This is a genomic window from Eudoraea sp., from assembly GCF_049669105.1.
Lineage (GTDB): Bacteria > Bacteroidota > Bacteroidia > Flavobacteriales > Flavobacteriaceae > Eudoraea.
In genome coordinates this window covers 1-16142 of sequence record NZ_JBATKE010000196.1, presented here as the reverse complement: position 1 = coordinate 16142, position 16142 = coordinate 1, and the positions used below count along the sequence as shown (strand labels likewise).

Here is a 16142-nt window from a genome sequence, read left to right as displayed (position 1 = left end):
ACAGGAAACATTACCATATTACCAAACGACCCTTCTTATATGTATAGCATAGACGGAGGGGCTCTGCAGGCTTCTAATGTCTTTAATAATGTGGCTATTGGCAGTCATCCCATAACTGTTGATTATGGCAGCGGATGTACGGTTGATACGGCTGCTATCATAGTGGCCGGAAATGCCTTTGACGCAAATATTATCAATTTTACCAATCTAAGTTGTAACGCTTCTGCTGATGGCACGATTACTTTTGACGTTGAAAACTTTGATCTGGTTAATGGTTTTGAATATTCATTGAACGGAGGTCCGTTTTCTGCTCCTCAAACGGTTTCTCCTGTAACAGTTTTTGGGTTAAGCGCAGGGTTACAAACCATTGAGGTACGGGATGTTTTAGATAATACCTGTTCTGTAACACTGTCTGAAACTTTAACGGAACCAGCTCCTTTAGTTGCTTCTGCAACTATTACAGTGCAGTTTACCTGTAACAATACGGGGGCTACAATCACGGCTAGCGCTGTTGGAGGAACACCAAATTATGAATATCAACTGGAAGATAATGCAGGTGGTGTTATTACGCCCTATCAAACCGGAGTAGATTTCGTAAGTGTTCCTGCCGGGGATTATATCATAAGAGCACGGGATACAAATAATTGCGAGGATCCAATTGATGCGCCTGTTACAGTAATTGCGCCTGTTGCTCCCACTTTTACAAGTACCCCAACAGCTTGCTACAGCGGTGCAAATGACGGCACTATTTTAGTGGATGTAACTTCACTTCCAGGAAATGGAGGCTTTCAATTCAGTATCAACAGTGGTCCATGGCTAACACCTGTTCCATCTACAGCAACAAGCTACACCTTTAATAACCTCTCATCAGGTAATTATACCATAGACGTCAAAGATTCTTTTGGTTGTGTAGGCATTCAACAAAACGTAATTCTTAATCCGCGATTGGCTGCTAATGCAGTTTTAACCACAGACCTTACTTGTTTGGCGCCTGCATCTATTACTTTAAACGCCAGTGGTGGTTCAGGCACATATTCCTATGAATGGTCTGATGATGCCGGGGTAACTTACTTTAACACTAATTTTGTTGGGAATGTTTTCAGTTCCAATACTGATGGCACGTATATTTTCAGAGTAACTGATACTACTGCTCCTACTGCCTGTGTTGTTACGACCAATTCAGTTGTAATAAGCCCGGCAGATACGCCTGTAATCACTACGGTAACGCCTACAAATATCCTTTGTAATGGAGATAGTACAGGCATGCTGGATGTAATTATCGACACTTCAATTGGAAGTCCGCCATATGTGATTGAGGTAATTGAGACCATTTCAGCAACAAATTATGGCACCCAAACGACCGGGTTGCCTGCGGGTGACTATGAAGTAACCATTACCGACGCTAAAGGTTGTGTTTCACTGCCATTTGCGGTAACGATAAACCAGCCCGATGCTATAGTTTATAATATAAATCTGATACCTATTACCTGTAACCCGGCAACGGGAACAGATCCGGGGTCTATAACTGTAGAAAATCTAAGCGGAGGTACTGCAGAATATACCTATTACCTTACTGGTAACAACGGATATAATGCTTCCTACCTTACAACGGCAGGAGGAGAGGATCATACTTTTGCGATTCTTGAATTTGGTATTTATGAGGTTGATGTGGTAGACGCAAATGGATGTTCTTTAAGAACTACTAATATAATTGCATCACCGCCAAATGATTTGGATATTGATGTGTCTACGCTTACCGCAAGCTGCGCCGCTGGAGGTACAGCTATAGTAACTGTATCATCTGCAGTAGGTAGTGGTGATTATGAGTTTGCAATTTTAGATAGCTATACTCTCCCTTATTCGGCTTCATATCAGGCTCCGGATGTTGTTGGTGGAGATACTGCAACGTTTACCTCACTTATTCCAGGTATAACCTACACATTTGTGGTTCATGATTTAGTTACTAATTGTTATTATTTTGAAACCGCTGCTACGCCAATAAACTCTCCGTCAAACATGACTATCTCCTCCCTGGTTGAGGCTAATGTAACATGTACAGGAGCGGCTGATGGCAATGTGAGTTTTACCTTCGATAATTATGATGTTGGCGCCACACAAGTAGACTATGAGATTTTTAATGCACAGTCTAATGTTACTACTGCTTTTACGGGATCTGCCTTGGTAAATCCGCCTGCAGGGCCAGTAAGTGTTTCAAATTTTGCAACCTTACCTGCTGGTGTATATTATCTTTTATTAACTGAAGTCAACGGTGCTTTTGCTGGTTGTTCCATAGGGTCTGCCTATTTTACAATTGACGAATCCTCCAATATTTTGGCTGTTACTGCGGCATCCCCAATAAATGACAATTGTAATGTAAATGCTGGTGTTATAACTGCCACTGCACAATTTGGTACGGCACCTTATGAATTCCAATATTTATTAGATACGGCACCTGCTCCTACGGCTGCATCGCCAGGCTGGACTTCAAGCACCACGGCGAATGTAGAGTCTGGAGATTATATCGTATATGTAAAGGATGCCTATGGTTGTATTCAAAACGATCCTGTTACCGTTGCTTTGGATGCCACGCCCGACATTTCGCTTTCAATAGTAGATGAATGTGTTGCAGAAGGCATGTTTGAGATTCTAGTAACTCTTGATGTTGCAGGTGTTGCTCCATATCAATTAAGCATTAATGGAGGTCCGTTCCAAAATATAGTCTTTAATGGCAGCAACCAATACCTGGTTTCCGGGTTAAATTCAGGGGCCGTTCAAAACATAGCAGTTCGTGATTTAAATGGATGTTCAGATACCGAACCTTTTACAATAATACCTCCACTGGAATTTACAGTGATGCAAACTACCTTGTTGGATTGCGAACCAGGAGCGGCTGCTAATGCTGAAATTACAATTGAAGTAACATCAGGTTCTGGTACTTATGAATTTGAAATTGATGGCCCAGGTGCTATTGATCAGGCAAGAATTGCTTTGCCATCCAATCCTTTTGTTTGGACAGGTGCAAGCGGAGCAGGGTCTTATGATGTGCGAATCCATGATATTAGTACTACGCCGCCAAACTGTTCGCAAAGTGTTATAGTAGATATTCCAGCTGCGGTACTTCCAATATTTTCGGAAATACATACCGACGTTACCTGTAACGGAGGGGCAGATGGTTCAATAACATTGATTGAAATAGATAATGGGAATAATCCTTTGACGTATACCTTAAATCCGATGCCTGTGGGTGTGGTTTTAAATGACAAAACTTTTGAAAACATTCCTGCAGGTACTTATGATGTCAGAGGAACAGGTGTAAATGACTGTTTTACGGATATCTTTTCAATTACAATAATGGAACCGGCTATCATCAGCGTACCATTACCTGCAGTTGTAGAATTTGGCTGTGCTTCAGGAAATAATCCTGAAAATGCTACCATTACCGTAGATGACACCTCAATTACAGGTGGAAGCGGGGTTTATGCTATTTATGAATTCATAAATGATCAGGGTACTCCTGCACCAGGGGATGATGTAGTAGTTCAAACAGGGTCCAACACAACATATATAGAAACGAATGTTGCTGGCGGTAGTTATATTATCAATGTCTATGATAGTAATGGCTGTCTTGGTTCTACAACAGCTGTAATATTGCCATATGATGAATTACTGACGGCTACTGCGGCGATTACCAACCCAATTAGTTGTAATCCGGGAATGGATGGTGAAATTACGATAACTGTTACGTCCACCACAAACAATCCGGCTAAATTTGAATACAGTATTGATAATGGTGCTACGTACCAGGCGTCTAATGTGTTTAGTGGTCTGGATATTGGCACCTATAACTTCCTGATAAGGCATGTAGATACAGGTTGTGTTTTAACCACTTCTGAAACTATAACAGATCCGAATACTTTCAATATAGTACTTACCAAATTACAGGATGTTATTTGTTTTGGTACCGAAACCGGAGAGGTGACTATAGAATTGACTGATGCCACTTATGTGGGGCCTTTTGATTGGACTATCTATGATACGAATGGCACTCCGGCGAATACAGCCGATGATGTTCTGGTAAAAAATGGAACTAGTCCCACAAACGGACCAACTGCTGTAATAACTTTATTTGCAGGTGATTATCTTGTGGAAGTTATTCAAAATAACCATCCTAATTGTACAAACACTCAATTATTCAATATTGCCGGTCCACCGGCAGCAATAACCGCCAACACCAATGTAACGCCAATTACTTGTCTTGGTAATGACGGAATCATAGAAATTATTGATGTTCTAGGTGGGTGGGGTGGCTATTCCTACTATGTGGGTACTGTTTCGCCAACTGGTCCCGGTGATTATGTTCCTGGTCCAAGGTTTGAAAACCTTGTGGTTGGTACTTATGAAGCATGGGTAATTGATTCAAGTGGATGTGAAGAGATGATCCAGAATAATATTGTTCTTTCAGATCCTGCCCCTATTACAGCCACTTTACAGGTTAATCAGGAAAACTGTACCAATCTTCAGGGAGAAATTGAAGTCGTAGGAACAGCTGGCGGACAGGGAAGTAATTATACTTACCAATTAATAAAAGATGCTGCGCTATTTGGTGCGCCACAGACTTCAACTGTCTTTTCCGGTCTTGGAGCAGGAAGCTATGAAGTTCAGATTACAGACCAGTGGTCCTGTACAACAACTATTGGCCCGGAAGTGCTTTATGAGGAAATGTCTGTTATTAGCACCGTAGTTAAACCTATTGATTGTACTGTATCTCCTGATGGAGAAATTACAATAACAGTATCAGGTGGATCTGCTAACATTAGCTATGCCGTAACATTCCCGGATTTGATTACATCTGTAGTAAACAATACTGGTGTGTTCACAGGTTTAAATCAAGCCGGAATGTACTCCTTTGTTATTACTGATTTAGACACTACCAACCCGGTTTGTACAAAAAATATAACCCAGGTATTAGATGCGCCTACTCCTGTAACATTTGATCCGCATACTGTGGTTGATGTGACTTGTAATGGGCTAAGTGACGGAAGTATTACCATAAACCTGGAGCCAGTTGCTCCCGGGATAAACGATAATCCTATTTATACCTATAATCTTTATAATAGTGCCGCGGTGCTTATTGCCGGACCACAAACCAGTCCAATTTTTGATGGTCTGCCTGCCGGTTCTTTTGAAGTTGAAGCTATTTCGGACAGAGGGTGTTCATTAAGGGAGGTTGTTGTTATAAATGAACCAGCTATACTGACTGTTACTGCAGTTACAACTGCCTTCAATTGTAACCTCAACAATACGGTTAATACAGCTACTATTACAGCAACTGTAGGAGTAGGAACAGGAACCAGCCCATATTTATATAGTATAGATAATGTTAATTTCCAAACATCAAACATATTTGATGTTGTAGACACAGGGTTAGTTCAAAATATTACTGTTTATGCCCAGGATACAAATGGATGTACAGCTACAGATACCGTAATTATAGATCCATTAAATGTATTTACCGTGGCTGTTTCTCAGGATGTCGCTATTTCCTGTGCTAGTCCTGAAGAAGTTACTATCGCCGTTACAGATGATGGAAATCCTGCAAATACGTACACCTATGAATTGCTGCCATTGGGTAATCCTAATGGTGCACTAACAGCCACACCGTCAAATACAACTGCTGAATTTGATTTAACTGCCGTGGGAAGCTATACGTTCAGAGTTACAGATACTGCTACAGGATGTTATGTAGATACGGCCCCTTATACTATTGCACCATATGACCTTATAGACGCGGTAGCCACGGCAACATTGCCTGTGGTATGTTTCGGAGATACAAATGGAGCTCTTGAAGTAAATATTACCGGCTATACCGGCGCTTATAGTTATGAGGTATTTACAGCTGCCGGAGTAACTACAACAATTACGGGATTAGGAAACACCGCAACAAATCCTTTAACTATTACCGGTATTTCCGGCGGAAACTATTTTGTAAGAATAACTGAAACTGCAGCTCCTTTGTGTGTTGAAGATTCCAATATTATTACAATTATCTCTCCTGATATGCCGCTCTCTGCCACCGTTAGCGAGCTTGCAAATGTGACTTGTACCAATGATCAGGGTGAAATTATAATAGACCCCCAAGGAGGTTATGCGCCATATGATATCGTGTTAACAAATACGACAACTGCTGTGGTATATACTATTACAGATGTAAATAGTTACCTGTTTACCGGGCTTTCAGCAGGTAATTATACTATTGCTGTTACAGATGATGGAGGGTGTATTCTTAACGATACCGAAATTTTGGTGCAGCCAGTTCCAATCACAGCAGATATTACTGCAACACCTACAACCTTGGTTTGTTATGGTGATACAAATGCCACAGTTACAGCTATAAATGTACTCGGAGGACAGGGTGTCTATCAATATCAATTAAATTACTATGACCCAACAGGAACAGTAATAGATTTTAGTAGTGGTGGCCAAACCAGTCCGGTGTTCAACAACCTTGGTGCTGGCATATACAGCATTACTGTTTCTGATGGATGGAATTGCGATGTGGAGACAATTCAGGTGGCTATTACTGAGCCAACAGATGTTGCTGCTTCTTTAGTTCAACTGGTTCCGCTTACATGTACAAACCCGGCACAAATTGAATTGACAGCTACAGGCGGAACTGCGCCATATGAATACAGTACGGATGGTTTGGCTTATTCGCCAATGTCCGGAGGTAATACCCATGTTTTTACAGTTACAGCTGGGGTATATCAATATTATGTGCGTGATTCTTTTGGTTGTGAAGCAACTATTTCCAACCAGGTATCTATTGATGCAATTATACCGCTATCAATAGTTATTGATGAAAGCGCGGCTATCATAAATTGTACCGGCGAAGCAACTGCAACCATTATGGCACAAGCATTTGGGGGCTTGGGTAGTTATTCCTATGAATTATTTGGCGATGCTGCCTTGACCAATCTAATTTCCGGACCACAAGCCAATGGAACCTTTTCTATGCTAATTGCCGGCAGTTATTATGTACGGGTTACAAGTATGGATTGCGTTGAGGTGTCAAATGAGATTATTATCACTGAGCCAGTGCCTCTTCAAATAGACAGGCAGGAATTCACAGATGTTACCTGTGCAGGACAGAATGACGGAACAATTTCGGTTGAAGTTTCAGGAGGAACCGGTGACATACTGTATGCTATTACGCCAAATCTGAACCAATTTGATACAGAAAATACTTTTGTTGATCTTGAACCTGGAATTTACGATGTAATTGCTCAGGATGAGAACGGATGCTTCATTGCTTTCCAGTTTACCATCACAGAGCCTATGCCGCTTGATGTTACTTATACGTCATTGCCCGAAGTTTGTGCCGGAAGTGAGGATGGCTCTATTTCATTAAGTATATCGGGAGGAACAGCGCCTTATAGTACCGCGCTTAATTCCAATAATGCAGCAGATTATGTATTAGGTCAGACTTCCTTTATGGATCTGGCAGCAGGCACCTATGTTATTTTTATAAGGGATGCGCAAGATTGTGAAACCAATGTCATTGTTGAAATTGATCCTGGTGTTAACTTAAATGCTTTGGTAGAGCCTGTTTATGAATGTACAGATATCCTGCCTGAAAATTATGTAAACATTACATTGGAGGATCCTACGGTTCTTGGTTCTGTGATGTATGCTTTAGATTCAACAGACCCGGCAGATATGCAATTGAATCCCGACTTTAGAAATAGTAGTCCGGGAAGCCATTTTATTGCCATTTCACACGCCAACGGTTGTGTACAAACTGTTGATTTCGAGATTCAGGCCTTTGAACCGCTTACGCTGACCCTGGAACAGAATAATCTTAACGAGATAACCGCAATTGCGGGAGGCGGACTTGAAGATTATACTTTCTACTTCAACGATGATAATAATGGCACAGATAACACCTATTATATCAACATGACCGGCACCTATACGGTTACGGTAATAGATGAAAATGGGTGTGAAGTATCTGCACAAATATTCATGGAGTTTATAGATATAGAAATCCCCAATTTCTTTACTCCTGACGGTGATGGTTTAAATGATTACTGGATTCCTGATAACATTGAAGGATATCCTGAAATACTAATAAAAATATATGATCGTTATGGTAGAGTAGTCGCTGAGGAAACAATTGTGCCGAATGGATGGGATGGATTATACCAGGGCAATGAGTTGCCCACGGGAGATTATTGGTACGTCATTAAACTAAATGGTGAGCGTGATGAACGAGAATTTATAGGACATTTTACCCTATATAGATAAAACTTAACCTAATTATGAATTATGCGCAATAGATTGCTATTTTCAATGCTGCTGTTATCTGTGTTTGCCTCGAGTGCGCAAGAGCTTACACTTCCACAGCTATCACAGTATTTGGCAGACAATCCCTTTGTTATATCACCAACCTATGCGGGAATAGGTGACTATATTAAAGTGCGGATTAATGGTCTGACTCAGTGGGTGGGGATAAAAGATGCTCCTGATACGCAGTCATTAGCTGCTGACGGACGAGTGGGTAACCGATCCGGTGTGGGTATGATCCTCTACAATGATAGTAATGGGGAAACGAAACAAAGAGGGGCGAGGTTATCCTTCGCGCATCATTTGACATTGGATAGGTATGAAGACGAATTTCTTTCATTTGGTCTTTCATATAATTTCAACCAGTTCAGGATAGATATCGAAAATTTTGATGGCCTGGATCCTAGTGTTACTGATGACCGTTCTACTACAAACCATAATTTCGATGTTGGAATTTTGTATAGAAAGGATAAATTTTATCTTAGTGCAAATGCTTCTAATATCCTGGACAAAGACCTAACTAAGTTTAATCCGATATCAGAACCTAACCAATTAAGGAATTATTATCTCTACACCGGTTATAGATTCAGTAAGAAAAAAAGCAATTTTGAAATAGAGCCTTCTGTTTTCTTCCAATGGTTTGAAAGTGACGGGCGATCTGTTACCGATTTGAATGCAAAATTCAGGTGGTACGACTTTGAAGATTATTACTACGCAGGTGTGACTTATCGTTTTCTAAATGATCAAGTAGGTAGCCCATTATATATAGCGCCATTAATTGGACTTAAGAAAAGTAATTTTTATTTCGGATACTCTTACCAGATTATATTGAATGAAATACTTGGTTTCAGTACAGGTACCCATGTTATTACAATAGGAGTAGATCTTTTCCAGGGTATAAGTAATTGCAGGTGTACTTATTAAAAATTCTCGGGTGTTTAAGTTAAGTTTGCAAAAACTTAATTGACGTGGGTAAAATTACAGTAAGCAATATCAGGGTATATGCCTATCACGGGTGTCTGGAAGAAGAAAGTATTATTGGTAGTGACTACCTTGTAACTGTAGAAATCAAAGCGGACTTAGAAAAAGCAAGTGTTTCGGATAATTTGGAGGATACTGTAGATTATGTATTTATTAACAGGGTCGTTAAAGAAGAAATGCAAATCAGTTCAAAACTTCTTGAGCATGTGGCAAAAAGAATACTAGGTCGCGTTTTTAATGAAATGCAAAGCGTTACCAGGGCGGTGATTTCAGTTTCTAAAATGAATCCCCCTATTGAAGGAGATGTAGAAATGGTAACTGTAACTCTTAAAGAAAAGAGGGAATAAGTTTCTTTTTCTTAGAAAGAAAAAATAGTACCTTTGCGCCTTTAAATGGCATCGTGGCCGAGTGGCTAGGCGCAGCTCTGCAAAAGCTTGTACAACGGTTCGAATCCGTTCGATGCCTCCAAAACCTCTCAATTAATGAGAGGTTTTTTAGTATCTGGAGTTTTTACTCTCTTATATATTCTATTCCCTTTTCTATGTTTAATTTGTCTTTTGGCAGAAAACCTTTAATGATAAGTACAAGTCCGCAAATAACCAGTATAACGCCGAGGGCTTTCTTGACCAAACGAATCCTTTCTGTAGTAAGCTTGCGGCGAAGTTGTTTAGCCAGTAGTATTTTAAATATATCGGTAATGAAATAGGCTCCTAGCATGGTTGAAAAGAATACAATAATTCTATTTGGTTCGTTGTCGAGACTTGGGCCCACGATTATAATCACGCCCAGCCAAAAAACAAGCACCCCAATATTAATAAAGTTCAGTAAGAAGCCTTTAATAAAAAGGCTTAAATAGCCTCCTTTTCTGGGTTTGATATCTGGTTTCCCTCTTACATAGTCTCTGTTAAAAAAGGTAGTAAGACCATAAATCAGAAGAATGACACCCCCAAAGACATACAACCCGGGTTGATTGCTCAAATTCTCCAGTAATTGAAAACTACTGAAATAAGCAATCGTAAGAAAAATTATGTCTGCAAGAATAACGCCCAGATCAAAAAACAACCCTGCTCTAAAGCCCTTTGTTGCGCTTGTTTCCAGTAGTACAAAAAAAACAGGGCCAATCATAAAGGCTAACAAAAAACCTAGGGGTATCGCTGCCTGAATATCTTCTATCATTAAACTATGGAATTCCTTTACATTCTTGTTACTTTACCTCCAAAAACAGTTTTTTCATCCATTTTTGTTGGATCTCCATAAACTAAAACTTCTCCTCCCGCTTTTACCGTAGCCTTTACATAATCTGACGCAAAAATCTCTGCGTTGGATCCTGCGTTTACATTAACTGTGGTAAATTTTGTTTTAAATTCTTTACCTAAATAAGAACCACCTGTATTAATCGCTACATCCTGAACATCTGATGTTCCTGTAGTGGTAATAACTCCCCCTGAAACAGATCTGATTAACATTTGTTCCACCTCTGCTTTTATCTTTAGTTCTCCTCCTTCCTGAGCTTTTAATTCAATTACTTCCTGATTTATCAATTCCTCAGAGGTGATTCTTGCGTCTTCATTAACATCAATTACGAGTAAATTCTCTGAATAGTAAAGATTTACAAAAGTCCTGTATCCACTAAAAATTTTAGTTATCTCCATACGGATTTTAAGAATTCCATCTGTATTTACAAAATTAACCTTATCTGTGTTAGCTCCAGTAATTACGGCTTTATCTTCATTTGATTTTATTAAGTTCACAGATATACCATCAAACGCCTTAACCTCCGTGAATTTTGTCAAATTCATACTGATTTTTCCATCCTGAGGTCTTACTGTCTGTATAAGAAACAGGAATAAAACAAAAAGTATTACTTGTTTCATTATGTTGGTTTTAGTGTTTATCAATGAAAATAAACAAATTCTATTCCAAATATTATTTATTCTTCAGGTTTGCCTAAAAGTGAGAAATCTAAATGACGTTTTACTAAATCTGTGCTTTTAACCATAACCCTGACTGTATCACCCAATTGGTACTTTTTATGTGTGCGTTCACCAATTATAGCATATTCCCTTTCATCAAAGGTATAATAATCATCTTTTATATCCCTTATACGCACCATGCCCTCGCATTTGTTTTCGATTATCTCAACATAAATTCCCCATTCTGTAACTCCGGAAATAACACCTGTAAACTCTTGATCCTTATGATCTTGCATAAATTTTATCTGCATATACTTAATAGAATCACGTTCAGCGCTGGAAGCTAAACCTTCCATATCTGAAGAGTGCTTACACAATTCCTCATAGGTCTCCTTTTTAGGAGATTGCCCGCCATCTAAATAATGTTGCAACAACCTGTGCACCAAGACATCCGGATAACGCCTTATAGGTGATGTAAAATGTGAGTAAAAATCAAAAGCTAAACCGTAATGCCCAATGTTATCTGTACTGTAAATTGCCTTACTCATACTTCGAATAGCTAAAGTATCTACAAGATTTTGCTCCTTCTTGCCTCTAACGTCCTCCAGAAGCTTATTTAAAGAGCTGTTAACGGCTTTTTTATCCTTAAGGTTAAGCTTATGTCCAAAACGTGAAATAATGTTGTTTAGAGCTAATAACTTCTCTTCATCCGGTTGATCATGAATTCTGTATACAAATGTTTTTGTTGGTTTTTGTTTACCTATAAACTCTGCTACTTTGCGGTTTGCTAATAACATAAACTCTTCAATTAACTTGTTTGAGTCTTTAGCTTCTTTAAAATAGACACCCTGAGGTTCGTTTTCAGCATTAAGATTGAATTTAACTTCTACTTTATCAAATGAAATAGCTCCGGAATCCATCCTATTATTCCTCATTTTTTTTGCTAAGCTATTTAAGGTGTTAATAGCAAAAACCGTGTCCTTACCTATGGAATAAGCCTTATTTCGAATTGAGACAGACTCAGGAATTGATTCTTCGCCAGTTTCTATTATATATTGGGCTTCCTCATAAGCAAATCGTTCATTTGAATTTATAACAGTTCGCCCAAACCATTGGTTTTTTACTGAACAATGTTCATCTATTTCAAAAATTGCAGAAAATGTATATTTATCCTCATGTGGGCGTAAAGAACAAGCGTTATTAGATAATACTTCAGGTAACATTGGTACAACTCTGTCTACCAGATAAACCGAGGTTGCTCTTTCATAAGCTTCCTGTTCCAATACTGTATCGGGTTTTAGATAATGAGAAACATCAGCAATATGGATGCCAATTGAGAAATTACCGTTTTGTAAAATTTCAAACGATAAGGCATCATCAAAATCTTTTGCGTCCTTTGGATCAATTGTGAATGTAAGAAGTTCTCTTACGTCTTTTCTTTTTAAAATTTCCTCCTCTTTTATAGAAGTATCTAAAGTATTGGCAAAATTTTCTACTTCAGCGGGAAATTCAGATGGCAATCCATATTCAGCTAATATGGCATGAATTTCTGTGTGGTGTTCACCTGGTTTACCAAGTATTTCAATTATTTTTCCATAGGGTGATTCAGCTTTATCCGGCCATTCAATAATTTCTACAAGTACTTTTTCCCCATTCTTTGCTTTGCCTACACCCTCAGGAGGTATAAATATATCAGTATACATTCGTATATCGGTGGGGCGTATAAACGCGAATGTTTTCTGTAAATCTACTATACCAACAAATCTTTTCTTTTTTCGTTCCAGAATTTTTTTAATTTCTCCTTCTGGTTTCTTATTACTTTTCTTATTTAGTATATCTACTTCAACGATATCACCGTGGAAAGCTCTATTTATTCTATTATAAGGTACAAAGATGTCATTCTCTAATTCATCAACAACAACATAAGCGTTTCCCCTTGCTGTAATATCTACTTTTCCCTGGTAATATTCACCATTTGTAATTGCCTGGTATTTTCCTCGTGTATTTTCCAGGATTCGTTTTTCATTTTTTAATTCGCCTAATCTTCTAATTAATAAATTCCTGCTTTCAGTATCAATAAGTTCAAGCTTAGAAGCAACTTGTTTATAATTAAAGCTTTTTGTCGGCTCCTTTTCAAGGACATTAAATATACCCTTGGTAATTTCATTTTTTTTGTGGCTTTTTGCACGTTTCTTTTTCTTCGACATTAAATCTTTATTTGCGTGGAAAATTACGAATTATAATCCATAGCATTCTATTCAACAAATTACATTTCGATAAACTCACTCTATAAATAACATATCAACACTTATTAATTATTTAATTATTTGTTTTATTAATTTATAAAAAAAATGATGTTTATGATTGCTTGTTAGTACTGCTTATAAATTTTTTGCAGGATTGTTGCTATAAACAAGTAATTGAGTTTATTGACAATTTAAATATTTCTATATATTCTAAGAGTCAATTACTTAAGTAGGTTATGAACGACTATTAATAACTGGTTTTAATACAAACTACTTATAACTAATTTTTTTATTTCTGTTAACTACCACAGTTTCATTTATAATATCTTTCTATTAAGTTTTAAGAATAAAAATTTTTAAATATCAACAGGTTTTGTAAAGCATTTTTTTAAGCAGTCTGTAAAAAATAGTACTTATTTCTTATCCTCCGGTTATTAACAAATCAGACAAATAAACAAAACCTTCTTATCCAAACACTTAGGGATTTTTATAAATAACTATGTTAACAATATTATAAAGAAGGTATAACAAAGGTATTTGTAACTTTGTATTAATTCTAAATACCCATATTATATGAAAATATCAATTGGTAATGATCATGCCGGTACGGAATATAAACTGGCAATAGTAGGCCTACTTAAATCGATGAGTATAGAAGTAATTAATCACGGTACGGATGGCACTGATAGTGTAGATTACCCGGACTTTATACATCCCGTTGCATCTGACGTGGAAAATAGAGATGCAGATTCAGGAATTATTATTTGTGGTAGCGGAAATGGCGCAAGTATGACGGCTAATAAACATCAGGGAGTTAGAGCTGCACTTTGCTGGAACAAGGAAATAGTAGAATTAGCCAGGGAGCACAACAATGCAAACATTCTTAGTCTTCCTGCCCGTTTTATTTCACTCACTCAGGCTTTAGAAATGGTCAAAACTTTTCTCAACACAAAATTTGAAGGAGGGAGACATGAACGAAGGATTGAAAAAATTCCCTGTTCTTAAAGTAATTAAATGAGCCATTCCCATTCCCATTCTCATAATCATTCCCATTCTCATTCTCATAAGGATTTAAAAGGAAGGAATCTTATTATTACAATATTCCTGAATATTTTAATAACCGTTGCCCAGGCAATTGGGGGAATAATTTCTGGCAGCCTCTCTTTATTATCAGACGCCCTTCACAATTTTAGCGACGTACTCTCCCTGATTATAAGTTATGTAGCTACTTTATTATCAAAAAAGAAAGCCTCTGTTAGCAAGACCTTTGGATATAAGAGGGCGGAAATAATTGCTGCTTTTGTTAATTCTTCAACCTTGATAATAGTAGCTATAATATTAATCAAAGAGGCTGTTGAACGATTTGTAAATCCGGTTGAGATTGAATCGAATTTAGTTATTTGGTTATCCCTATTAGGGATTTTAGCCAATGGATTTAGTGTTCTTTTAATTAAGAAGGATGCTAAAGTAAATATGAATATGAAATCTGCATATCTTCATTTATTTACAGATATGATGGCTTCTGTTGCAGTGCTTATTGGGGGTATATTGATGAAGTTTTATGCGTTTTATTGGGTAGATCCGACCTTAACCATATTAATTGCGCTATACCTCATTTATATGGGGTATGACCTGTTAAAGTCATCTACCAGAGTTTTAATGCTTTTTACCCCTAACACGATAGAGGTTCAACAAATAGTATCTGCTATTACCAAAATTCGACCTGTAAAAAATGTACACCATGTACATATCTGGCAACTAAATGAAGATGAGGTACACCTGGAAGCACACATCGATTTTGATGAAGATATAAACCTTTCAGAATTTGATCTGATATTGGAAAAAATAGAAGAAGAAGTCTATCATAAATTTGGTATAAGTCATTTAAATATACAGCCCGAATATGGAAAATGCGATAGCAAAAAAGTTATTGTTCAGGATTAACTAATGAATATCAATACAAAATCTTTTCAAGAACTAAGTAAACTGGAATTATATCAGATTCTTCAATTGCGGACTGAGGTTTTTGTGGTGGAGCAGGATTGTGTATATCAGGACATGGATGGAAAGGATGTCAAGGCTTTGCACGTTATAGGATCAAAGAAAAATGAGATAATAGCTTACACCAGAATTTTCAAACCGGGGGATTATATGGAGCATGCCAGTATAGGGCGCGTGGTAGTTAGGAAATCAGAAAGGCAAGGGGGGTATGGAAAAGAAATAATGCTGGCTTCAATAAATGCCATTAAGGATAATTTTAAAGAGACTACAATTCATCTTTCAGCACAGACCTATTTGCAGAAATTCTATAGTGAACTAGGCTTCACAGCCGTTGGAGAAACGTATTTAGAAGATGATATTCCGCATATTCTAATGGTAAAAGAAGGGGGGGAGTAGAAAGACTATCCTCGTTTCATTTAAATTTGTTGACTTATTTAGCAGAATGGCAGGAACAACAGATGATAGAACCAATAACTTACAGATGAACTGTTTCGCCTGTTCTAAAAGATTTATCAGCCGCAAGAACAATTTTTAAGCTATTAACAGCATCGGATAAATGATGGGTCAGGTCAAGATCTTTTTGAATAGATTTCAAGAAATATTCCTGCTCTAATAAACAAAGCCCATCGTGATCCGGTTCATCTTCAGTACTAACCAA

Annotated in this window: 9 protein-coding genes, 1 tRNA gene and 1 pseudogene; 7 read left to right on the top strand and 4 right to left on the bottom strand. The window is 37.8% G+C overall.

The window, feature by feature from the left end; translation table 11 throughout:
* Positions 1-39 precede the first annotated feature (39 nt).
* The 4 genes from WBM60_RS14905 to WBM60_RS14890 all read left to right on the top strand — a co-directional run bounded on the left by WBM60_RS14905 (position 40) and on the right by WBM60_RS14890 (position 9792).
* On the top strand, positions 40-8304 hold the full coding sequence (locus tag WBM60_RS14905; protein ID WP_424283270.1) for a T9SS type B sorting domain-containing protein: 8265 nt from the start codon (positions 40-42) through the stop codon (positions 8302-8304).
* Positions 8305-8325: 21 nt separating this feature from the next.
* On the top strand, positions 8326-9267 hold the full coding sequence (locus tag WBM60_RS14900; RefSeq protein ID WP_424263537.1) for a PorP/SprF family type IX secretion system membrane protein: 942 nt from the start codon (positions 8326-8328) through the stop codon (positions 9265-9267).
* A 44-nt stretch (positions 9268-9311) separates the two neighbouring features.
* Positions 9312-9671: a dihydroneopterin aldolase gene (gene folB, locus WBM60_RS14895; protein WP_424263539.1), complete on the top strand. Its 360-nt coding sequence runs from the start codon at positions 9312-9314 to the stop codon at positions 9669-9671.
* A gap of 47 nt (positions 9672-9718) precedes the next feature.
* Positions 9719-9792, top strand: a tRNA-Cys gene (locus tag WBM60_RS14890).
* Positions 9793-9834: 42 nt separating this feature from the next.
* Here WBM60_RS14890 and WBM60_RS14885 read toward each other — a convergent pair.
* From WBM60_RS14885 to rnr, 3 genes are read right to left on the bottom strand one after another with little or no spacing between them, the layout of a single operon-like run.
* Positions 9835-10500 (bottom strand): LysE family translocator, encoded by a 666-nt coding sequence (locus tag WBM60_RS14885; protein ID WP_424263541.1) that lies wholly within the window; start codon positions 10498-10500, stop codon positions 9835-9837.
* A gap of 17 nt (positions 10501-10517) precedes the next feature.
* Positions 10518-11198 (bottom strand): head GIN domain-containing protein, encoded by a 681-nt coding sequence (locus WBM60_RS14880; RefSeq protein WP_424263543.1) that lies wholly within the window; start codon positions 11196-11198, stop codon positions 10518-10520.
* 56 nt (positions 11199-11254) lie between these two features.
* Positions 11255-13444, bottom strand: coding sequence for a ribonuclease R (gene rnr / locus WBM60_RS14875; protein ID WP_424263545.1), 2190 nt, complete (start codon positions 13442-13444; stop codon positions 11255-11257).
* A gap of 612 nt (positions 13445-14056) precedes the next feature.
* Here rnr and rpiB point away from each other — a divergent pair.
* The 3 genes from rpiB to WBM60_RS14860 are packed head-to-tail and all read left to right on the top strand — an operon-like array spanning position 14057 to position 15880.
* On the top strand, positions 14057-14488 hold the full coding sequence (gene rpiB, locus WBM60_RS14870) for a ribose 5-phosphate isomerase B (protein ID WP_424263547.1): 432 nt from the start codon (positions 14057-14059) through the stop codon (positions 14486-14488).
* 9 nt (positions 14489-14497) lie between these two features.
* Positions 14498-15427: a cation diffusion facilitator family transporter gene (locus WBM60_RS14865; protein WP_424278485.1), complete on the top strand. Its 930-nt coding sequence runs from the start codon at positions 14498-14500 to the stop codon at positions 15425-15427.
* Positions 15428-15430: 3 nt separating this feature from the next.
* Positions 15431-15880, top strand: coding sequence for a GNAT family N-acetyltransferase (locus WBM60_RS14860; protein WP_424263551.1), 450 nt, complete (start codon positions 15431-15433; stop codon positions 15878-15880).
* Positions 15881-15959: 79 nt separating this feature from the next.
* Here WBM60_RS14860 and WBM60_RS14855 read toward each other — a convergent pair.
* A pseudogene (locus tag WBM60_RS14855) lies at positions 15960-16142 on the bottom strand (gfo/Idh/MocA family oxidoreductase); the annotation flags it as partial.